Source organism: Gottfriedia acidiceleris (genome assembly GCF_023115465.1).
GTDB lineage: Bacteria > Bacillota > Bacilli > Bacillales > Bacillaceae_G > Gottfriedia > Gottfriedia acidiceleris_B.
This window is the reverse complement of sequence record NZ_CP096034.1, coordinates 1,260,606-1,281,998: the sequence shown is the minus strand read 5'-3', so window position 1 is coordinate 1,281,998 and position 21,393 is coordinate 1,260,606. Positions and strand designations below refer to the sequence as shown.

Sequence of the window (21,393 nt, the reverse complement as noted above, 5' to 3'; positions counted from 1 at the left end):
TGTCATGAAAGAAATTTCTTCTAATACTGCCAGCTTATGATGATTTTATTCTAAATCTCTACTAATCGCTCTTCCTGCTTGTCTACCTGAAAATAAACAACCGCCTAAAAATGTTCCCTCCATCGCGCGATAACCATGTACACCACCGCCGCCGAATCCAGAAACTTCACCTGCTGCATATAGTCCAGGAATTGCATCGCCCAAAGAATTTAATACATTTCCATCTAAATTTGTTTGAAGTCCACCAAGTGTTTTACGACTTACAATGTTTAAACGAACAGCAATTAACGGACCGTTTTTTGGGTCTAAAATTTTATGAGGAGATGCAACCCGAATTAATTTATCACCAATATAATTTCGAGCGCCCCTTAAGGCTGTGATTTGTAAGTCTTTTGTAAATTTATTATCCATTTCACGATCACGTGCGATCAGTTGACGTTGGATTTCATCATAGTTTAGTAAAGTTTCTCCGGTTATCTTATTCATGCCTTCAACAAGCTCTTCTAATGTTTCTGCAACGACAAAATCCTCTCCTTTTTCCATAAAAGCTTTTACCGGTGCCGGTATCCCTGAAGTTGCTCTTTTCATCACCTGTTTTATGCTTTTTCCAGTTAAATCAGGATTTTGTTCCGAACCTGAAAGTGCAAATTCTTTTTGAATAATTTTTTTCGTTAAAATAAACCAGGAGTAATCATAACCAGTTTGTTGAATGGCTTGTAATGTACCTAAAGTATCAAAACCAGGAAAATTAGGTGCAGGAAAACGTTGTCCACGTGCATCTAACCAAATTGATGATGGTCCTGGAAGAATACGGATTCCATGATTGCTCCATACCGGATTCCAATTTTTTATGCCTTCAGTATAGTGCCACATTCGATCACGATTAACAATTCGACCACCAGCATTTTCAGTAATGGCAAGCATTCGACCATCAACATGTGCCGGTACACCAGATATCATCCTTTTCGGCGGGGTACCTAATCGACTTGGCCAATTTTGGCGTATTAAATCAAAGTTCGCTCCAATACCGCCACTTGATACTAAAACTGCCTTTGCACCATATTGAAAGTCACCAATTATTTCGCGAGAGCTATCTTCTCCTCTTTCTGACTTACTTGGTTCTAATAAAGAACCACTTACACCTACTACCGCTCCATCTCGTGTAAGTAGTTGATCAACCCGATGTCGGGATCTGAATTCTACTAAACCTTTTTTCATATGCTCTCGAACTCTTCGTTCAAAAGGAGCAACAATACCAGGACCTGTACCCCATACTACGTGAAATCGGGGCACTGAATTTCCATGCCCTTCTGCAAGATATCCTCCACGTTCAGCCCAACCGACGATTGGAAAAAATCTCACCCCCATGTCATAAAGCCATTGCCTCTTCTCACCTGATGCAAACTCGACATATGCTTCTGCCCATTTCTTTCCCCAATAATCCTCATCATCTTCTCGATCAAATCCTGCTGTTCCAAGCCAATCCTGCCATGCTAATTCCCTCGAATCTTTAATACCTAACCTTCGTTGCTCAGGAGAATCTACTAAAAATAACCCACCAAATGACCACCAAGCCTGACCACCTATTGATGCTTTCGGTTCCTGGTCTAATAACAATACACTTTTCCCAGCATCAGCTATTTCAGCAGTTGCGACTAAACCAGCTAATCCTGCTCCAACAACAATCACATCGAACTTCTCCATCTAACTTCTCCCTCCTTTTAAGTCTTCTAATCTATCAAATCATCTACAAAAAATAGTTTTCTAAATTTTCAGTTATCAAATAAATAATACAGCAAATAGCTAGAGAATAAAAGAAAGAAGGTCCAACATTCCTGAACCTCCCTCCATATTACAATGCTTTTGTTGACTTAAATCCTAATGTACATTTTTCTTTTTAAATCTTCCACCACGTACTTCTGCAATATCTGAAATTGCTAGAAAGGCAGATGGGTCAATGTCATCGACAATTGTTTTTAATTCTGCTTCTTCTAATCGAGTGATAACACAATAGATAACCTTTGTAGTTTCACCTGAGTATGCTCCTGTACCATTTATATATGTAACACCACGGCCCATTCTAAAAAGAATTGATTCTCCAATATCTTCACTTTTGTCACTAATAATCCATGCTGATTTTGATTGTTCTAATCCTTCCACTACGATATCAATTGTTTTAAATGCGACTAAATATGCAATAATTGAGTACATTGCTCGATCCCAAGAAAAAATGAATCCAGCAGCTCCTAAAATAAATAAGTTGAAAACCATAATGATTTCACCAACGGAAAATGGAATCTTACTATTAATAATGATCGCTAAAATCTCAATCCCGTCTAGTGCTCCACCAAATCGAATTGCTAATCCTACTCCAACACCTAGAACCATACCTCCAAAAATCGTTGCAAGTAATATATCTTCCGTAAATGCAGGGATATGATGAAACATACTTGTTAAATAGGAAAGAACAGTGATGCCAAGTATCGTCGAAATTGCGAACGTTTTCCCTATTTGCTTATAGCCTAAATAAAAAAATGGAAGGTTTAATACAAAAAGAAATACGCCAAGTGGAAGCCCTGTAAGATGGGAAAACATAATTGAAATACCTGTTATTCCACCATCGATTACATCATTTGGTACTAAAAATATTTCAAGACCAGTCGCTACAAGTAATGCACCGACTAACATAGCGATTGTTCTTTGTAAAATCTTCATTTTATGAGATTTTCCATTTGTTGACTGTATTGCTTCTGCCATCTCATATACCGTCCTAACTGTTTTGTAAAATTTTCCTACATTTAATATTTGCTCTTATGCTCAATTTATACTAATTAAGTTCATTCACTGGACATTCACAATTTGTTCAAATATAATTAGCTAGACAACTATTTTAATTAGCTAGCTAACTAATTTTCCAAGGAGACTTTTTTATGCGCAAAAAGCAGCCTTTCTTTTTTTTATTAAATCAAACTACACGTCAGTTTTCGAAATCATTTAATGAGCATCTCGTTCCTACTGGGCTGTATTTGGCACAATGGTCCGTTATTCACTATATCCATTTACATGGACCTTGTACTCAACGAACAATTTGTTCTAATCTAAATATTGAACCACCTACACTGACACGAACACTACGTAGAATGGAAGTTTTAGACTTAATTGTTCGTAAAGAAGGAATAGACAAAAGAGAAAAAATGATTCATCTAACTGATAAAGCTATAAATCAATTTGATAGTTGGAAAGAGCAAATCATCTCATTTGAGAATGATGTTATGAAAGATATACCCGATGAAGAGCTTGATATTGCACTTCAAGTTTTTCAAAAAATGATGAACAATATGAAAGCGTCGGAGGTTACTAAACAGGGGGAATAAGTTTGAAAAACGAGCGTTTATGGACAAAGGATTTTCTAAGTGTAAGCTTAAGTGGATTTTTTGTATTTTTAGTATTTTATACGTTGATGGCGACATTGCCGATTTTTGTGATTGATAATTTAGGCCAAGAAGATAGTAAAGTTGGTCTTGTAGTAACATCCTTTCTTATCGCCTCAGTTGCAATTCGTCCATTTGCAGGTATCTGGCTTGATACGATTGGTCGCAGAAAAATCCTAATCATTTCATTAGTTTTCTTTACATTAACAACATTTTTATATCCTTTTATAAATAATTTTGCATTATTACTATTATTGCGTTTTGCACAAGGGATTGCTTTTGGTCTAGGAACAACCGCGACAGGTACAATAGTAGCTGAAATAGTTCCTGTATCACGTAGAGGCGAAGGTATGAGTTATTATAGCTCATCCATGATCCTTGCAATGGTTTTTGGTCCTTATCTTGGTATAAATTTAATGAATCATTTCACCTTCCATATTTTGTTTTTTGTTTGTGGATTCTTCGCAATTATTTCACTTATTTTCGGTCTATTCATTGCGATTCCTAAACAAACATTAAAAGCGAAAACTCGAATTAAACCATCACAATTAATTGAGCGTTCAGCATTACCAATCTCAATTACTTCAGCAATTATCTCTTTTGGTTACAGTGGTATCATTTCATTTATCACATTATACGCAAAGAATTTAGGTTTTGTAGATGTTGCTAGTTTCTTTTTTATTGTTTATGCAGTTTTCATTTTAGGATCCAGACCTTTCACTGGTAAACTATTTGATCGTAAAGGAGCAAACATAATTGTTTATCCTGGGATCATCTTATTTACGATTGGTCTAGTTGTCTTGAGTTTTTCAACTGTACCACCAATCTTTTTGTTTTCCGCTGCATTAATCGGACTAGGCTATGGTTCAATCGTACCTAGTTTTCAAACATTAGCGATTAACACTGCTGCCCCTGCTAAAAAGGGAATGGCGACAGCGACATTTTTTATGTTATTTGATGTCGGCATGGGAATTGGCTCTTACGTACTTGGAATTGTATCAGCAAAAACATCTTTCCATATTATGTACGTAATAACTGCAATTGCTGTATTGTCAACGACTGTCATTTACTATTTATTGCATGACCGTAAACAAAGAAAGGCTATAGATTTTGAAAATGCTGCTGCATAAAATAGAAAACCCACCAATAAAAAATATTTGGTGGGTTTTCTATTTTACATCGTGATTCCTTTATCAATAACAATAATTTTAACTTTTACTTTTATATTTGATTTTTGATATGTATCAAGCCAATGATTCTCATTTTTTTCCCAATCAGCATATTGAAATGAATGAGCAAGTATGCCAAATCCAACTGGATCAACTTTATCTTTTTGAAAAGATTGGATTAAATTATTCAATTGTTTTTGTAATTTTTTTTCTATTTCATTTTTTAAACCTTTCTCCGTTTTGTTAGTTAAACCAATTGGTGATTCAGTAATCATGATCGGAATTGTCAAGTTTACATTAAAGCTATATCGACCATTTGAATATTTTTTATCAATTTTTCGCTTAACATCTTTAATATAAAAACTAGCTTCTTCATCAGTAAAAACATCATCTACTTCTTTTTTATATTTCTTTAAATCTAATGCAACAACTAATTGCCCTTCTAAATGATCTTTTAATATTTTTAACAACTGAGTTTCTTGTAATGATAAGGTTCGATTATACAAATTATTTTTCGTTAATAATGTCGTTCCATTAACTACTAAATGCTCATCTTCTACTGCTAACTCAGGTGCAAAAGGAGTTATTCCCTTTTCATAATACATCTGATGAATTTTTCGTGCAGACGTCCTAAAGGCCACATTTCGAAAATCAGCCGTTTGTAGTAATTGTGGAATATAGATTGGTAACTCTGGTTTATCCTTTGCTTTTAAATTATAAACTTCCGAAAGAGGACCATCTACAAAAATAATATCTGCATTTAATCTAAATTTTGGATCTCGAAAAAACATATCCATAATCGAAAACCAATTTTTATGTTTTAGTACTTTTGATCCGATTAAGATTGCTTGAATTTTGCCACCTGCAGTTACTCCACTAGATTTAGAATCAAAATAATTTCTAGATTCTTTAATTGATAGCGTTTGTACATTAAAATGTTCTGTTTTCTCTTTCGTTTCTCCACTAAAGACTGGACTCGCCATATATACTTCGACCTTATTTTGATCATTTACATCAATTCCTAAAATCATCGATAAAGTGACGTCTTCTATATTAACTTTTCCTCTACAACCAGAAACGCCTATTACTAAAAAAATGCTAAGTAAACATACTAGAAAATATTTCAATTGATTTTCACCTTACTTAATCTATTTTTTATTAGACCGCTAATCGATAAAAGTATAGGAATACCTATTGTGATGTATAGACCAGAAATCATAATATAATGCAAATGATTATTCGTATTTGTAAATGTTGGGACTTGTATAAATGTAAGTATGATAATTAAGATAAAAAGAATCAGAATTACACTTGGAAATAGTTTAAATTTAAATAGCTCTGATAACCCATTCATCCCTGCCCAAATATACGTGACCCATGTTTTCGATATAATCATTAAAAATAAAGAGAATAAAATGAAATCTAGTCTCTCAACATATTGGAATTCTATTACACTTAAAAGATCGATTACCGGCTCAAATGTCATTTTGATTTCATAAGGACTATATAAAACAAAGCAAATGAGTGTTACAAATATATAAGTAAAGGTTGTCAAAACATTTCCAATAATAACTCCTTTTATCGCTTTCTCCTTAGACTGTAAATATGGATAGAATAATAAAATTAATTCTACACCTAGAAATGAGGTCGTTGTTAAAGGGATTGTTTTAAAAATTGGCATCCAGCCATTCTTAATAATTGGTAAAATAAAATTAAGATCGGCATCTTTAAGCGTGAATAGGAGCATGAATAAAGTAAAAATGGCAATAGGAAAAATCGCTTCGATATACTTTGCAATTAGATGAATCCCCCCTCTGATCAGTTGATATGTTGGAAAAAGAAATAAAACTAATAAAACATCAACTTTTGCTTCTTGAAGTATATATGATTGTATATACAAAATCGCTCTAGCTAGCACGAGATATCCTGCATAAAGGAAATAGATTGCCTGTATAAAAACCACAATTGAGCCAATTACTTTCCCTAAGTAAAAAGTAAAAAAACTTACGTAATTTAAAGTAGGAGCTTTTTCTCTTAATTTAATAAATAAAATGCTAATAAAAGTTGAAATTAATCCCCCAAAAAGAATTGAAATCCAACTACTAGTACCCGCTTTTTGAGCTAGTTCTCTTGGCAGTGATAACATTCCAATTCCAACTTGAATACCAAAAATCATTAAAATGAATTGAAATTGTGTAATCTTTGATTTCGTAATTATCATGTAGGAATCCCTTCTAACATCCTATTCTTCATTACGTTTACTATGTTTTTTCCAAAGATATCTTAAAGGTACTCTTATAAATGTGTCCATAAATGCCTCACGATTAATTGGAGAGAAAGGCAATGTATACGGTTTATCAAAACTTGATAAGCTTAACCCATGAATCATAAGAACCATTGTACTAACAATCAAACCAATTAAGCCAAATAGTGAAGCCATAATCATAACTGGAAATCGAATAACTCGTAAACTAGATGCCATTTCATAGTTCGGAATAATAAATGATGAGATAGCTGTTATAGCCACAACAATTACCATAATATTACTTACAATACCTGCTTGTACTGCCGCTTGCCCAATTACAATTCCTCCCACAACTCCAACTGTTGTACTAATTGGGGATGGTAACCTAATGGCCGCTTCTCTTAGCATTTCTAATGTAAGCTCCATCACAATTGCTTCAAATAAAGGGTCAAATGGAACCTTTGCTCTAGATTCACCGATCGATAGAAGTAATTTCAAAGGAACAATTTCATAATTAAAAGAGATAATTGCAATATAAACACCTGGCAAAAAAATCGTTATAAAAAATGCAAAAATTCTAAGTATGCGATTAAAGGAAGTAACGATCGCTCTTGATGTATAATCATCAATCGTTTTAAAAAATATTGCAAAATTTATTGGTAAAATAATAACCTCAGATGAACAATCAACTACTATGACAACTTTTCCTTCAAGCAATGATAATGCAGCTACATCTGGTCGTTCAGTTGTTAAAAACTGAGGAAATGGTGAAAATGGATTTCCTTCCATTAATTGTGCTAAATGATTTGCACTTAGTAAGTTATCAATTTTTAATGAAGCTATTTTTTGATTAATACCTGAAAGTAAATCTTCATCAATTAAACCATCGATATATGAAATTGCTACGAGAGTTTTATTTTCTTTACCTACTTCGGTTTGCTTAATTTGAAAATCTCGACTTTGAATAAGTCTACGAAGTAATGCAATATTTGATTGATATGTTTCCACAAAGGATATTTTAGAACCTTTTAAAGAATTATCAATACTTGGAGGCATATAAGATCTTTGTGGCCAATTTTCAGTCGAATAAACAAATGAAATTGGATCGCCTTCAATAAAAAGAATACTCTTACCTTCTAGAATGAATTTTTCAATTTCTAGTATTTGATTTGTCCGTTCAGTATTATTTGTAATAAATAAATTAGTTTCATTTAAATTTGAATTTATACTAATTGTATTGATAAAATGAGCTATTTTTTTCTCATCAACTAAACCTGACAAATAAAATAACATAGCTAATTTATCATTTATTATTAATTTTTTCTTTACGAGATCAGAAGTAGGAAAAATTTTTTGAATGATATTAAAGTTTTCTATTAAATTTCCTTCAGTATGAATAACGGAAGAACGTAAATTAAATTTTCTTAAACGCTTCTTTTGTTCATTAGAATAATCCACTTAATCTTCCAGCCTTTCATAAATTCCCTTACTATCAGCTATCCAGTTTTATCATAAATGACTTATTTTATACTTAAAAAGCAAGTTCCTAGATAGTTGGATTTAATGGCAGACATTCGATACAATGAACAATAAATAGTTGTGATGGAGGAAAAAATATGGCGATATTAGCCAATTCAAAATTTACCAAATATAAAAAGTTAATATCTTCTTTATCTCCTTCACTTGAAACTAGTACATTAAAAAATGAAAAATTTCTAGTAGATAAAGATGAAAAGAAAAATTTAGAAATTTATTATGCTCCTTTTGAGTACATTAATGATCGTGCTAAAGTCATCATAGTAGGGATTACACCCGGCTTACATCAAATGAAACAATCTTATTCTACTGTGATCAGGCTTAAGGATAAGGAGATGAATGACGAAGAAATATTACATGAAGTTAAAAAGAATTCTAGCTTCGAAGGACCGATGCGAAAAAATTTAATTGCTATGTTAGATGAATTAGAATTACATCGTTATCTTGGATTAAATTCAACTAGCGAACTTTTTAGTACAGCAAGTCATTTAGTACAAACGACTTCTGTCATTAAATACCCAGTTTTTTATAAAGGGAAAAACTATAATGGTTCAACCCCGAATATTTTAAGAACTGATCTACTTAGAAAGTACATTGTTAATACTTTTGCAGCGGAAATTATAAGACTAGAACGTCCCCTTATTATCCCATTAGGAGTGAATGTCTCTAAAGTATTAACCTATCTAACAACAAATGATTATTTAAACTCGGACTCCATTTTATACGGATTTCCCCATACATCTGGCGGGAATGGACATCGACATAAACAATTTGCGGAAAATAAAGAAGAGATGAAAAGAAAAATAAAATTATACTTTGAGTAATTATGAAAGGAGAAGTAAAATGATATTACATATTATTGGAAACAAAGACTGGCAAAATGCAAATAATTCAGGTGAATATTCACCTGATAGTTTAAACACCGAGGGCTTTATCCATTGTTCGACCCTTAAACAAACAGTTGAAATCGCCAACTTATTCTTTAAAGGTGCAACTGATTTAAAAATACTTTGTATTAATGAAGAAAAAACAAAATCAAAAATCGTATATGAAGATACTGAAAACTTTGGTCAATTATTTCCTCATATTTATGGACCATTAAATTTAGATGCTGTTTTTAAAGTTGTTGATCTTCACGCAGATGAAAATGGACAATTTCTATTACCTAATGAATTAATTGTGCAAGAATAACAAAAAACTCAGTTTCACATAGGTGAACTGAGTTTTCATGTTGTTGAAAAACTACCTTGTCAATTAATTATCAAATTTTCGTGAAAGGAGTAGAGTGATGTTGATTTCCATTACAGGATGCTCGCTTTCCATGGGGCGAGACCTGAGCCTCCTCGGCAAGCCTGTGGGGTCTCAGCCTTCCCGCTTATCCCATAGGAGTCGAGCATCCCTCCATTCCAATCAACTTATTCATCTAAAAATGTCTACGATAAACCCTAATCAAAATAGCCTTTCCTTAGAGTAATCTAACTTTAATCAGATTGTAGATCAATTAATATTGAACATTTATTAAACTAAACAATCGAATTTGTTTTCTAAAAATAACTTATAATATTTTTAACGTCTAAAAAAATCATTTCTATTGTTATTGAAATAATGAAATTGCTCAAACATATTAACATTTAAAATCATTAAAAAATCATTCAAAAAATGCAAATTTTATCATTATTAAATGTTCATTTAAAGTCCGTTTTCCCTATTGACGTCTTTATATTTCAACACTCTGAAAACTCAGTTTCACATAGGTGAGCTGAGTTTTTTAGTTTCACTCATCATCTCGTAACAAATCCTTAAAAACTTTTTTCTCTAAAATTTAATGGCAGTTTTGCTATTTTTAATTGCGATTATCAGATTTTATTTGCAGTCTGCTGTTTATTTGCACAGATTGGCTTTTTATTTGCGGTACTCAAAGACTTATTTGCAGCTTAAGCTTTTTTGACACCACTTTTTTTTTTGATTGTCACTAATATTATTTTTTGTTTTATAACCTTTTTTCCAACATAATAAAAAAAGAGGGTTCTCCTAACTAGTTAGACTGTTAGGATTGCCTCCTTTAGACAATTAGAGTGAATCAAAATACGGCACTAAGAGCATCCTTATAAATCACAATCGCTCTTACTACATGAAAAATAGCTACTAGAATAATAGTTACTTCATAAGCAGATACTTTAACTAGATCGAATTTTTTGCGGAGTACAAATTTCCGAAAAAGTGCTGGGAATCCTTCATTCAGTTTTAAACAAATAAAATAGAATACTAGAATGACAAAGTATAGGAAGAATCCCATGTCAGCATACTTCCAATTGACTAAATGAGCAAATAAACTGCATAACCAAATTATTAATACATTAACAATACAAGCTAGAATCCAATTGGAGAAAGAGGATGTCGTATAGATCGTTTTCATCAAGATCACTTCTCCTTTAAATCATCTGTAGTCAATTTTTACGCGTTTAGTTGTTCTTTTATGCGTGTATTAAAGACTTTAAATTATGTTTTTTATATAAAGTTTTGTTAAAGTTATTCCACATAATTGTTCTGACTTTTTATTCATTTCTCATGTTAAAATGAGAATATACTTACAAGAAAAGGGATGAACTACTATTAATCTACAAGAAAAAGTAAAATATCTGCCTTTATCCCCTGGCGTTTATCTAATGAAAGATTCAAAGGGTCAAATCCTTTATGTCGGAAAAGCAAAAAGCTTAAAAAAACGAGTTCAATCTTATTTTCAAAATTCAAAGGGACATTCACCAAAAGTGAAAAAACTGGTAACCCATTTAAAGGATTTTGATTATTTAGTAACTGATACTGAATTCGATGCTTTCATGCTTGAATGTCATTTAATTAAAGAAATTAAACCAATGTATAATCGGATGATGAAAAGTCCGCAATCATTTATTTACTTAGTCATCAACTTAAATAAAAAAGTTCCTTCATTTGAAATTAGCTACGAGCCTATTGAAAGTGAAAATGTATTACTATTTGGGCCTTTTACAAGTAGAAGTACAGTTGAAAGAGCAGTTACCGGCATTAAGGAATGCTTTAAAATAAATTGTGGCCATCTGGCAGTTAAAAATAGCGCATGTTTAAATTATTCATTAGGGACATGTAATGGAGTTTGTCTAGGTGGATCAGCACTTGAAGAGTACAATATAATAATTGATAAAGTTATTCGATTTCTTAATCGTACTGACTTGAGTCTGATTGAAGAAATGGAAGAGCTTATGTTATCAGCATCTAAACAATTTGATTTTGAGGTTGCGGCAAAATACAGGGATTGGATTGAAATGGTTAAGTCTTTAACTAATAAAGAAAAACTAATCGAATTTACCGAACAAAATCATAATATTATTACAATTGAACAATTAGAAAACAATAAATTTAAGTACTTCCTGATCCATCGGACACAAATATTGCATTGTGAATTGGTAGAAATTAAAGACGATTCATTTGATCAATTGATTGAACAAATGTATTCAAATTCACTTGATTACTTCAAATTTAATAATAACCAATCTTCTAAAGATGTAACTCGCGATGAAATCGACGAAGCTCAAATTATTTACAGTTATTTAAATAGTAAGAATTGCAAGCATCTAATTGTTCCAAAAAGGTGGCTTAGTCATACAAGTACTAAACTAACAAAAGAGCTTCAAAAATTAGTTAACTTATTTATATGAGTCTCTGTTAAAGTACGATAGTGTCGCATGAAAAACGAATGTTAGGATCATGTGACCAAGTATATAATATGGTGGATAGGATATTATATTATCAATTCTACAACTAATAAAATTGGAGTCATTGATGAAAACGATTATAAAGTACAGCATAATTAGTTTTGTTCTATTAGTAATACTCGCATTTGGGGGATTTTATATTTGGTCTCAACAGTTGTATAAACCTTCAAAGGAGATGTACTCTTTAGTCGGTAACGTGGATATTGATAATAAACACCATTGGGATATTTTTAAACCTCAGGAAAATAAAGAAACTGGAATCATTTTATATCCTGGAGCTAAGGTTGAACCTGAAGCTTACAGTTATTATGCAAAAGGACTAGCAAATGATGGCTATACGGTTATTATTCCAAGAGTTAAGTTTAATTTTGCTATTTTTGATGTCAATAAAGCTGAACAAATAATGGAAAGTTATCCTTCTATTAAGAAATGGTATATTGGTGGGCATTCCCTTGGAGGAGCTGCGGCTGCTTCTTATGCCTATAAGAATATGAACAAGATTGAAGGTATAATCTTTCTAGGATCGTTTCCAAGTAATTCGAATGACTTTTCAAATTTTAATATACCCATGTTATCGTTATATGCAGAACGTGATGGATTATCTACCTTGTCCAAAATTAATGAAACTAAACATTTATTGTCAAAAGACGCTACTATGTATGAGGTGTTAGGTGGCAACCATGCACAATTTGGGATGTACGGAAATCAAAAGGGAGATAAAAAGGCTACAATAACAGCTAAGCAACAACAAGATCAAATAATTGAAGTCACAACCAAATGGCTCGATGAAAAAGGGAAAATAAACTGACTATTTGTGGTCATGCTTATATTTGATAATAAGTTAAAGAATCTTCAATATAAGAAGGTTCTTTTTTCTTTACTTGAAAAAATCAGATTTCTTTGGTTGTCGTTTCTCAGGTTTAAAATTAAAATAGGCCCGAGGATATTTTCCTCGAGCCATTTTTTATCCTTTTACCTTCTCAAACTGATTCCAGTTAATTGATTTCTCTAATAAAATTGAAAGAATTACGCCCATAATCAGTCCATTTGTTAAAAATGGTTGAACAATCATTGGTAGATTTCCAAATGTACCAGGAGCGATATTCATTAAGCTTACCCCTACTAAAACTGGGGCTGCCAGTCTAAAAATTGTATCTGATGTAAATACTTTTCCATTTGTACTACTAAATGCTGTTCCAAACAATTGAAGATATGCAACAAATAATACCGCATTTCCAACTGTTACAGGCATAGTTGCTAAAAATGAAATTAATGGTGGGAGTACACCAATTATTGCTAGCAGTGCTCCCCCATAGATGAATGGTTTTCTTTCATATATTTGAGTACTTTGTAAAAATCCAAGTGATGATGTAAATGGAGTGTATGGAACAATTCCAAATAATGCAGCAATTATTGTGAAGCTGCCTGTGAAAAATAGTGAAAAGCGATATTGTTTTGTACTCGCTTCTTCCTTTAATAAATCAGACGCAGCTTTAATTGATGCAAATGTATTGCTTAAATTCATAATTCCTGCAAAAAATGAAATCGCAATGATACCTATTTCTAAATTCGGTGCTCCTAAAGGGAATAAAGAAAAATGCGCACTTGCTGCTCCTACTTCTTTTGCATCTGATCCAAATAAAATCGAGTAGAATAACCACCCTACGATAATGCCAATTAATATTGAAAAGTTGCTGATAATACGAGATCCTTTTAATTTTAAAATACTAACAAATAATACGATGCATAAAGAAAGTATACTAACCGATATACTGATTTCACCTTTACTCGTAATTCCAAGCATTCCTTTAAAGAATACAAATATGAGCTGAAATGAAAGTAAAAATAAATAAACTGTCATAACCATTGGGGTAAAGATTTTTTGAAGAAATGAAATTAAATTCAATGCAGATAAAAGTATTGTAACAATACCTGCTGCAATAAATCCTGTTGCCATTCCTCCTCCAATTTCTGTATAACTTAACCCAAAAGCAGAGGCTGATAATCCTAGATTAAGCATAACTCCCCATAATAAACCAGAATGCCCCTCCATGACTGGATATTTATGACCAATCCATCCTTGTAAAACGGATGCAATACCAGTAAAGATTAGTGAACTTCTGATTGTACTTTCAATAACATCTGAAGGCAAATGAAATGCAGCTCCTATTGATATGGGGACTACAATCGTATTTGCAAAAATAAAAAATAGCCATTGAATCGATGAAAAAAGAGTAGTAGAAACTCTCACGTTTTTCATAGTTTCCTCCTCCTCCTCTTGCTTAAAAATTCTTTGTATCTTTTATATAGACTGGGTCATTAATCGCCTTTCTCCATTTTAATGAAGTTGAAAGAAAAACACCAATAATAATGAGTGCCCCACCGAAAAGTTGAGATGAAGTAATATTATTTTTTAAAACAATCAATCCAACTAGCATTGTAATAAATGGTTCTAAGTTAAGAAACATAGCCGCTTTTGATGCTCCGACAATTTGAATTTGGTGATTCCAAATTAAAGTACAAATCCCATGCATAACAATCGCTGTTACAATTAATAGTATCCAAGGCATCACTTCCTTACTCAACACCGCAGATGTTTCTGAAAAAAGCGCAATCGGTAATAAACCTCCAAAACCAATAAAATTCGAGTAAAGCGTAATCGTGGTGGATTCATAGTTTTCCGTTAGCTTTTTAATCATAATAATTGAAATTGAAAACGTGAGCATAGTTAGAAATATCCAAATCAAGCCAATTGTAATTTGAAGCTTTTGTCCGTTTGTAATGACAAAAAATACACCTATAAAAGCTATAATTGAACCTAATACAAAACCTTTTGTTAGTCTTTCCTTTAAAAATATTAAAGCTAAAAAAGATGTAGTAAGAGGAGCAAGCGCAAGTATTAATGCAGAAGTTGTTGGATGGGTTGTTTCTAAAGCGGAATAAAATGACCATTGATTAATACAAGTACCAATTAATCCTAATAAAATAATCATAAACCAATCTTTTTTCTTAATCTTTTTCCACTTTTTCTTCATTAAGGCAAAGAAAGCCATAAATAGTAATATAAAGCACAATCTTATCGCTGACAATAATATAGGTGAAAACTCTTTTACTAGTATTGAACCAAAAATAAAATTACTTCCCCAACAGATTACACAAAAAAGTAATAATAGGTAAGAACGAACCATTTTACAGCCTGCTTTCTCGAATTATTTTAAAGAAAACCAGTCGGCTGTCGATCCTTTAGCCGAAGACAGAGGAGTAGTTGCACCTATACTTATTTCCTATTGTTGGCTACAACGTCGAATAATCTTCCTAGTTCCCAATTTATTCTTTCTTAATGTGAAAAAATGAAAAAGGAAATCTAGATAATTCTAGAGTTCCTTTTTCTCTTATATTTTAGGCTTTTTATAAAGCTTTGTTTCATATTTTTCCGGACAGGATAGGTAGTTTAAAGTCTATATTTGGATGTTTATTTTCCTTGGGGAGGCTTTTTTGGCATCCTTTTTTAATCTTAGATAAGTAGGTTTAGCGGAAGCCCACTTAATTTTTTCCTATCCTATTCTATCTAATTTCTCTCTTTATTTACGAATCAATCTTTCTTCACTTAAGGAACCACTAACGACTTTCCCATTATAAATTACTGCTTTACGATTTGCGCGTCTAGCAACTGCCTCTGCCGAACAGCTTGCATCTACTAATACTAGATTAGCCACATCTCCTATTTTTGGCCATACTTGGTTACCATCAGTATCTAATGGAGTTTTGCCACCTGTAATATATTTTAATGTTTGTGCTAGTGATACTTCATCAATCCATCTAAAGCGCTCAGCTAGTCTTCCCGCTCTTTCAAGAATATCTCCTGTGCCGAGTGGAGACCAAACATCAAAAATATTATCATTACCTACAGCTACCTCGACTCCGCGTTCATTTAGTAAATCAACTGGAGGCATTTGTCTATTAATAGGTACACTTGTGACAATTGAAATTCCTGCGTCTCTAAAGTTGTTTGCTAGTTCGTATGCTTCTTCTCTTGGAACATCACCTATCCCAAAAGCATGGCTGATTGCTACTCTGCCTTCCCACCCTGCTTGCTTAGTAAATTCTACTATACGCTTCATCGTAAATGTACCTAAATGACCTGGATCGTGTAAATGTATATCGATATCTACATCGGCTTCAACCGCTAAATTGTATAATTGATATAATGACTCTTCAATATTTTGGTCTACAACAGCAGGGTCAACTGATCCAACAATTCCTGCTCCATTTCTTAATGCTTCTCTCACATAATTGAACGCATTTGATCTTAACAAACCATGCTGAGCAAATGCAACAACTTCGGAACTAAGTCGGTTCGAATAAGTAGTTAGTGCTTGTTCGACTTGCTCTAAATTTCTTATTCCAACCTCTGGGTAAATATCAACATGCGTTCTCACATGTGTAGATCCTGAAGCTAAAAGGATTTCAAGTAAAGCTTCTGCACGTTCCTTCGTACTTGATGCAATCGTCGGTAAGGCCATTTTTTCATATTCAAATCGTTCTATCACACTAGAAGTTGGAGTACATGCTCTCCATACATCGCCCATTAATGTTTTATCAAGATGTACATGCTTTTCAATAAATGAAGGTAAAACTAGTAAACCGTTTGCATCATTAACAAAAAATTCACTAGTAATATCCGTTTCTTCTTTTGTTATTCGAGTAATCTTTCCATTTTCAATAAAAAGATGAAATAAATCAGTAGCAGTACCGACCACTTTTCCGTCTTCTTTTTCAAATCCAATTTCTAATCGAGCGTTTTTTATCCAATAGCTAGATTTCATGTATTTCACCCCTTCTTGTCATAAAATGTTACATTATTTCAAAACTGATTCGTAATTCAGTCCACCATAAACAATCTTTCCATTAGCAATTACAGCAGCACGTTTTGCACGTCTTGCTACAGCCTCAGCAGAGCATGATGCATCTACTAAAACCATGCTTGCTTCATCTCCTACATTTGGCCATAACTGGTTACCCTTTTCATCAAGAGTCCTTAACCCACCCGTAATAAATTGCAATGTTTGAGATAGTCCGTATTCATCTTTCCAATTGTATCTCTCAGCTAATCTACCTGCTTTTTCTAACATATCTCCTGTTCCGTGTGGAGACCAAGAATCATAGAATCCATCACACCCTAAAGCAACTTGTACACCTTTTGAATGTAGTAAATCAACAGGAGGCATTACTCTGTTAATCGGAACAGTCGACATAATTGATACACCTAAGCTTGCTAGTTTGCTAGCCATTTCAACTGATTCATTTTGCGGTACGTCACCTAACGCAAATGCATGACTTACTGCTACGCGATTATACCAACCAGCTTGTTCAATAAATGAAACTAATTTTTCTATTGTATAAAAACCAAGATGGCCTGGGTCATGAATATGAATATCGATATCAGCATCAAACTGTACTGCTAGATCAACCATTTCAAATAATGAAAGTTCAATATTTTGATCAATACCACCAGGATCTAATCCTCCGACAATCGTTGCTCCCTCTCTCATCGCTGTTTTCATAAATGATTTGCTATTTGTGCGAAGTAATCCATGCTGAGGAAAGGCAACAATTTCGTGGGTCATTTTATCTTTATACGTATAAAGTGCTTTTTTAATTTCTTCTAAATTTTTCAAGCCAATATACGGATCAATATTAACATGTGTTCGAACATGGGTTGCGCCACCTTTTAATAGTAGATGAAGCATTTGTTCAGCACGATGTTGACCTGTTTCGGCTAGTTCAACAAGTTCACCCGCTTCTAAATTTAATCTCTCTACTAAATTTGCAGCAGGAATACAAGCCTTCCATGGAAGTCCAAGATAAGTCTTATCTAAATGATTATGCATTTCTTTAAAAGCCGGTAAAGCCAGTAAATTTTTTGCGTCCTGAACTGGTAAATCTGTTTGTAATGGCAAAGTAGCCAATTGTAATTGTTCAATTTTCCCATCTTTAATTAGTGCATTGTATAGTGTCGTCTCAGTACGATCAATTTTTCCATCTTCAAATACAAATCCGCTATCAAGTTTTACATTCTTAAGCCAATATGATTGATTCATCTCATCACTCTCTTTAATAAAACTTAAACTGTTGTTGATTCAAGACTTGAAATTGAACCACTTACAACATTACCTTTAAAAATAACTGCAGTTCGCTTTGCTCGTCTCGCAACTGCTTCAGCTGAGCAAGTAGCTTCTACAAGTACGATGTTTGCTTCATCTCCTACATTTGGCCATGCTCTTTCACCTTCATTATTTAAAGGAGTTACTCCGCCTGTAATAAATCCAAGACTATTAGCAAGTGTTTTTTCTTCAATATATCTAAATCTTTCAGCAAGTCGTCCAACTTTTTCAAGATTATCTCCAATTCCAAATGGTGTCCAATGATCTGTAATGCTGTCATTACCTAGTTCAACTTTTACACCTTTTTCACTTAATAAAGGAATAGGAATTGTTCTAAAAATTGGAACCGTAGAAGTAATTGAAATGCCTAAATCAGCAAATCTCTCAGCAATCGCAGTAGCATCTGGAACAGAAAGATCCGCTAATCCACTTGCATGACTTACGGTAACTCTTCCTTGCCAACCTGCTTTTTCAGTTAATGTTGCTAATCTTTGCATTGTAAATAATCCAAGATGATCTGGATCATGTAAATGAACATCGATATCAGAATTTGATTCAACTGCTATTTCCATAATCGTCTCAAGAGAACGTTCGATGTTTTCATCGATTGAAGCTGGATCAACACCACCTACTAGATTTGCTCCATATTTCATCGCTTCTTTTACTAGTTCAACAGAGTGACTTCTTAATAGTCCGTGTTGTGGAAATGCAACAATTTCATGTGTTAATTTATCTTTATATCCTTCTAAAGCTTGCAGCGTTGCTTCTAAGTTTTTTAATCCAATAACTGGATCAATATTACAATGTGTACGAATGTGAGTCGTACCATAACTTAATAATAAATCTAGCATCTTTTCTGCTCTTTCTTTAGCAGTTGGTAATAATTTTGGTAATAAAATTTGCTCTTCTTCAATACGTGTTTTTACACCATTTGTTGCTGGCATACATGCTTTCCATGGTCCACCATAATAAGTTTTATCAATATGAATATGCATTTCTTTAAATGAAGGAATCATTAGAAGGCCTTGCACATCATATTGAGGCAATTGATCTGTAATTAAATCACTAACTAATTGAATAGAGGCAATTTTTCCATTTTCAATTTTAACATTGTACTTTCCAGTTGCAGTTCCGTTGATTACATCATTGTCATTATAAGTAAAACCATTTTCCAGACTCACATTTGTTAACCAATAAGATTTTGACAATATCCTCACCCTTCCATCCCACATTAAATTTTGATTCTTTTTTAATTATAAATCTGTTTGAAATATTTTGATTTTAGTATTTTTACATATTTTTAAAGTATTTTTACTAATTACTATTTCATTTTTAGTGTTGTAAATAAGTAGGTGTAGCTTAATTCCACTACGGGATGCTCGCTTTTCATGGGCATGATTCTTTTAGCCTACTCTGTGATCCTCTGGGACTTCCTCATGAACCTGTTCTTTAGTATGTTTGTCCACAAGCAAGAAAGTTCACCCCCTAATTCAGGATGAACTTTCACTTGCAGAAAATCAGATTATTTAATTGTTACATCGTTAATCTCTAAATAGCCTGAAGGGCTAATTGAGAAGCCTTTTACATTTTTCGAGATTGCTGCGACATTTTCTATTACTCTTACGGGAATATACGGTGAATCATCCATTTCAATTTCTTGTGCTTTAGCATAAAATTCTTTACGTTTTGTTTCGTCTTTTTCTTTTCTTCCAGCATTAATTAAGTCATCAACTTTTGGATTGCTATAAAAGAATGTGTTTCCGGCAGCGCCTCGTGAGTCTGAGTGGAATAGGTTGTACTGATTGTAATCAGCATCTCCTGTTGCGTTTCTCCAGCTTATAATAAACATTTCTGATTGTCCTTTATTTACTTTTTCAACGAACGAACCGTATTCCATCACTTGTACTTTTAAATTAATGCCAATTCCTTTTAATTGTGATTGAATAACTTCTGCTAAATTTACTCTTTCTTTACTATCCATCGTTAGGATCGTTGCATCAAATCCATTTGGATATCCAGCTTCTGTTAATAGTTTCTTCGCTTCTTTTAAATTGTAATTGTATGCTTTTAATTGCTCATCGTATCCGAATACTTTTGAGCCCATTGCTGAATTCGCTTTTTTACCAACATTGTTATATACACCTTTTATAATCGAATCCATCTCAACAGCATGAGCGATAGCTTTACGTACACGTACGTCATTAAACGGTTTTTTTGTTACATTGAATCCGATATACTCTGTTCCGTAACCTTCACTTCGGTATACTTCCATAGCCGATGATGATTCAACTTGATTCATAACTGCAATTGGAAGTGGTTCTGCAATTTGAGCTTCTCCTGTTTCAATCATTGAAATTCTTGTTGAGTCTTCTGGAACAACCTTGAAATCAACCTTATCAATGTTTGGTTTTTTACCCCAGTATTCTTCATTTTTAACTAGTATAATATCCTGTCCTGGGGACCATGATTTAAATTTAAATGGACCTGTTCCGTTTGGTTCTTGAATAATATTCTTACCATATTTATCAATTGTTTTAGGACTTATTATTCCACCTTCATGATTCGCTAAAACTGAAAGAAGTGGTGAGAATGGCTCGCTTAAAATAAATTGAACTGTATATTCGTCGACTACTTTAACTTCTTTTACCATTTTGAAAACAACAGCTCTTGGTGAAGCAACTTTAGGATCTAATAAACGATCAAATGTTTTCTTTACAGCCTCTGCATTAAATGGTGTACCATCGTGAAACTTTACATCATGTCGTAGTTTAAATTCCCAAGTTTTATCATTGATTTGATTCCATGACTCTGCTAGCATTGGTTGAATTTCGTTATTACTATCTCGTTGGACTAGACCTTCGTAAATTTTATGATGGGTAACGCTTGCTGCATTGATTGTAGACATAAATTGCTGATCTAAATTTTCAGCATCTGATAACCGAGCAATTACTAGCGTGCTTCCCCCTTTTGAATCATTTATTTGTCCATTTGCTTTCGTACCTACGTCTTGATTAGATGAACATCCTGTAATTGTGACAGCAGAAAATAGTACTAGAAAAAATTTACCTATCCCCGATTTTCGTTTCAATGGCACTGCCT

At 33.0% G+C, this 21,393-nt stretch carries 18 protein-coding genes; 6 read left to right on the top strand and 12 right to left on the bottom strand.

The genetic code is table 11. The annotated features are described in order from the left end of the window. Positions 1-45 precede the first annotated feature (45 nt). Positions 46-1,704, bottom strand: a complete 1,659-nt coding sequence (locus MY490_RS06045; RefSeq protein WP_248268418.1) for an FAD-binding dehydrogenase — start codon at positions 1,702-1,704, stop codon at positions 46-48. A 174-nt stretch (positions 1,705-1,878) separates the two neighbouring features. Beyond that, positions 1,879-2,757: a YitT family protein gene (locus tag MY490_RS06040; RefSeq protein ID WP_248268417.1), complete on the bottom strand. Its 879-nt coding sequence runs from the start codon at positions 2,755-2,757 to the stop codon at positions 1,879-1,881. A 173-nt stretch (positions 2,758-2,930) separates the two neighbouring features. Here MY490_RS06040 and MY490_RS06035 point away from each other — a divergent pair, with 173 nt between their 5' ends. Both MY490_RS06035 and MY490_RS06030 read left to right on the top strand, forming a co-directional pair. Further along, entirely contained in the window at positions 2,931-3,374 is a 444-nt protein-coding gene (locus MY490_RS06035; RefSeq protein ID WP_248268416.1) for a MarR family winged helix-turn-helix transcriptional regulator, read from the top strand. A gap of 2 nt (positions 3,375-3,376) precedes the next feature. After that, entirely contained in the window at positions 3,377-4,561 is a 1,185-nt protein-coding gene (locus MY490_RS06030) for an MFS transporter (RefSeq protein ID WP_248268415.1), read from the top strand. Between the two features lie 44 nt (positions 4,562-4,605). Here MY490_RS06030 and MY490_RS06025 read toward each other — a convergent pair whose 3' ends face one another. From MY490_RS06025 to MY490_RS06015, 3 genes are read right to left on the bottom strand one after another with little or no spacing between them, the layout of a single operon-like run. After that, entirely contained in the window at positions 4,606-5,727 is a 1,122-nt protein-coding gene (locus MY490_RS06025; RefSeq protein ID WP_248268414.1) for a Ger(x)C family spore germination protein, read from the bottom strand. Next, positions 5,724-6,821 carry a GerAB/ArcD/ProY family transporter gene (locus tag MY490_RS06020; protein WP_248268413.1) on the bottom strand — a complete coding sequence of 366 codons (1,098 nt, stop codon included), beginning with the start codon at positions 6,819-6,821 and terminating at the stop codon, positions 5,724-5,726. Before MY490_RS06020 ends, MY490_RS06025 begins: the two co-directional genes overlap by 4 nt. A 21-nt stretch (positions 6,822-6,842) precedes the next feature. Further along, entirely contained in the window at positions 6,843-8,303 is a 1,461-nt protein-coding gene (locus MY490_RS06015; RefSeq protein ID WP_248268412.1) for a spore germination protein, read from the bottom strand. 158 nt (positions 8,304-8,461) lie between these two features. Between MY490_RS06015 and MY490_RS06010 the strand changes: the two genes are divergently transcribed. Both MY490_RS06010 and MY490_RS06005 read left to right on the top strand, forming a co-directional pair. Next, on the top strand, positions 8,462-9,205 hold the full coding sequence (locus MY490_RS06010) for a hypothetical protein (protein ID WP_248268411.1): 744 nt from the start codon (positions 8,462-8,464) through the stop codon (positions 9,203-9,205). Between the two features lie 19 nt (positions 9,206-9,224). Continuing rightward, positions 9,225-9,572 carry a DUF952 domain-containing protein gene (locus MY490_RS06005; protein WP_248268410.1) on the top strand — a complete coding sequence of 116 codons (348 nt, stop codon included), beginning with the start codon at positions 9,225-9,227 and terminating at the stop codon, positions 9,570-9,572. Between the two features lie 889 nt (positions 9,573-10,461). On the opposite strand, the gene MY490_RS06000 is transcribed toward MY490_RS06005, so the two are convergent. Beyond that, positions 10,462-10,800 (bottom strand): hypothetical protein, encoded by a 339-nt coding sequence (locus MY490_RS06000; RefSeq protein WP_248268409.1) that lies wholly within the window; start codon positions 10,798-10,800, stop codon positions 10,462-10,464. A gap of 247 nt (positions 10,801-11,047) precedes the next feature. On the opposite strand from MY490_RS06000, the gene MY490_RS05995 reads away from it, so the two are divergent. Next, positions 11,048-12,073 (top strand): UvrB/UvrC motif-containing protein, encoded by a 1,026-nt coding sequence (locus tag MY490_RS05995; RefSeq protein WP_248268408.1) that lies wholly within the window; start codon positions 11,048-11,050, stop codon positions 12,071-12,073. Positions 12,074-12,197: 124 nt separating this feature from the next. Then, positions 12,198-12,938: an alpha/beta hydrolase gene (locus tag MY490_RS05990; RefSeq protein WP_248268407.1), complete on the top strand. Its 741-nt coding sequence runs from the start codon at positions 12,198-12,200 to the stop codon at positions 12,936-12,938. A gap of 156 nt (positions 12,939-13,094) precedes the next feature. Here the strand turns inward: MY490_RS05990 and MY490_RS05985 are convergent, their stop codons facing one another. The 6 genes from MY490_RS05985 to MY490_RS05960 all read right to left on the bottom strand — a co-directional run bounded on the left by MY490_RS05985 (position 13,095) and on the right by MY490_RS05960 (position 21,382). After that, positions 13,095-14,390 carry a uracil/xanthine transporter gene (locus tag MY490_RS05985; protein WP_248268406.1) on the bottom strand — a complete coding sequence of 432 codons (1,296 nt, stop codon included), beginning with the start codon at positions 14,388-14,390 and terminating at the stop codon, positions 13,095-13,097. A gap of 22 nt (positions 14,391-14,412) precedes the next feature. Beyond that, positions 14,413-15,318 carry a DMT family transporter gene (locus MY490_RS05980; protein ID WP_248268405.1) on the bottom strand — a complete coding sequence of 302 codons (906 nt, stop codon included), beginning with the start codon at positions 15,316-15,318 and terminating at the stop codon, positions 14,413-14,415. Positions 15,319-15,711: 393 nt separating this feature from the next. Further along, positions 15,712-16,956, bottom strand: coding sequence for an amidohydrolase (locus MY490_RS05975; RefSeq protein WP_248268404.1), 1,245 nt, complete (start codon positions 16,954-16,956; stop codon positions 15,712-15,714). Positions 16,957-16,989: 33 nt separating this feature from the next. Continuing rightward, on the bottom strand, positions 16,990-18,231 hold the full coding sequence (locus MY490_RS05970; RefSeq protein WP_248268403.1) for an amidohydrolase: 1,242 nt from the start codon (positions 18,229-18,231) through the stop codon (positions 16,990-16,992). A gap of 23 nt (positions 18,232-18,254) precedes the next feature. Next, complete coding sequence (locus tag MY490_RS05965) at positions 18,255-19,526, bottom strand: amidohydrolase family protein (protein ID WP_248268402.1); 1,272 nt, start codon at positions 19,524-19,526, stop codon at positions 18,255-18,257. A gap of 290 nt (positions 19,527-19,816) precedes the next feature. Next, positions 19,817-21,382, bottom strand: a complete 1,566-nt coding sequence (locus tag MY490_RS05960; RefSeq protein ID WP_248268401.1) for a glutathione ABC transporter substrate-binding protein — start codon at positions 21,380-21,382, stop codon at positions 19,817-19,819. Positions 21,383-21,393 lie beyond the last annotated feature (11 nt).

Coding starts and splice junctions, on each gene's coding strand:
- MY490_RS06035 (WP_248268416.1), top strand. CDS start 2,931: ATGCGCAAAAAGCAGCCTTTCTTTTTTTTATTAAATCAAACTACACGT.
- MY490_RS05985 (WP_248268406.1), bottom strand. CDS start 14,390: ATGAAAAACGTGAGAGTTTCTACTACTCTTTTTTCATCGATTCAATGG.
- MY490_RS06040 (WP_248268417.1), bottom strand. CDS start 2,757: ATGGCAGAAGCAATACAGTCAACAAATGGAAAATCTCATAAAATGAAG.
- MY490_RS05975 (WP_248268404.1), bottom strand. CDS start 16,956: ATGAAATCTAGCTATTGGATAAAAAACGCTCGATTAGAAATTGGATTT.
- MY490_RS06020 (WP_248268413.1), bottom strand. CDS start 6,821: ATGATAATTACGAAATCAAAGATTACACAATTTCAATTCATTTTAATG.
- MY490_RS05970 (WP_248268403.1), bottom strand. CDS start 18,231: ATGAATCAATCATATTGGCTTAAGAATGTAAAACTTGATAGCGGATTT.
- MY490_RS05965 (WP_248268402.1), bottom strand. CDS start 19,526: ATGTGGGATGGAAGGGTGAGGATATTGTCAAAATCTTATTGGTTAACA.
- MY490_RS06010 (WP_248268411.1), top strand. CDS start 8,462: ATGGCGATATTAGCCAATTCAAAATTTACCAAATATAAAAAGTTAATA.
- MY490_RS06045 (WP_248268418.1), bottom strand. CDS start 1,704: ATGGAGAAGTTCGATGTGATTGTTGTTGGAGCAGGATTAGCTGGTTTA.
- MY490_RS05980 (WP_248268405.1), bottom strand. CDS start 15,318: ATGGTTCGTTCTTACCTATTATTACTTTTTTGTGTAATCTGTTGGGGA.
- MY490_RS05990 (WP_248268407.1), top strand. CDS start 12,198: ATGAAAACGATTATAAAGTACAGCATAATTAGTTTTGTTCTATTAGTA.
- MY490_RS06005 (WP_248268410.1), top strand. CDS start 9,225: ATGATATTACATATTATTGGAAACAAAGACTGGCAAAATGCAAATAAT.
- MY490_RS05995 (WP_248268408.1), top strand. CDS start 11,048: ATGAAAGATTCAAAGGGTCAAATCCTTTATGTCGGAAAAGCAAAAAGC.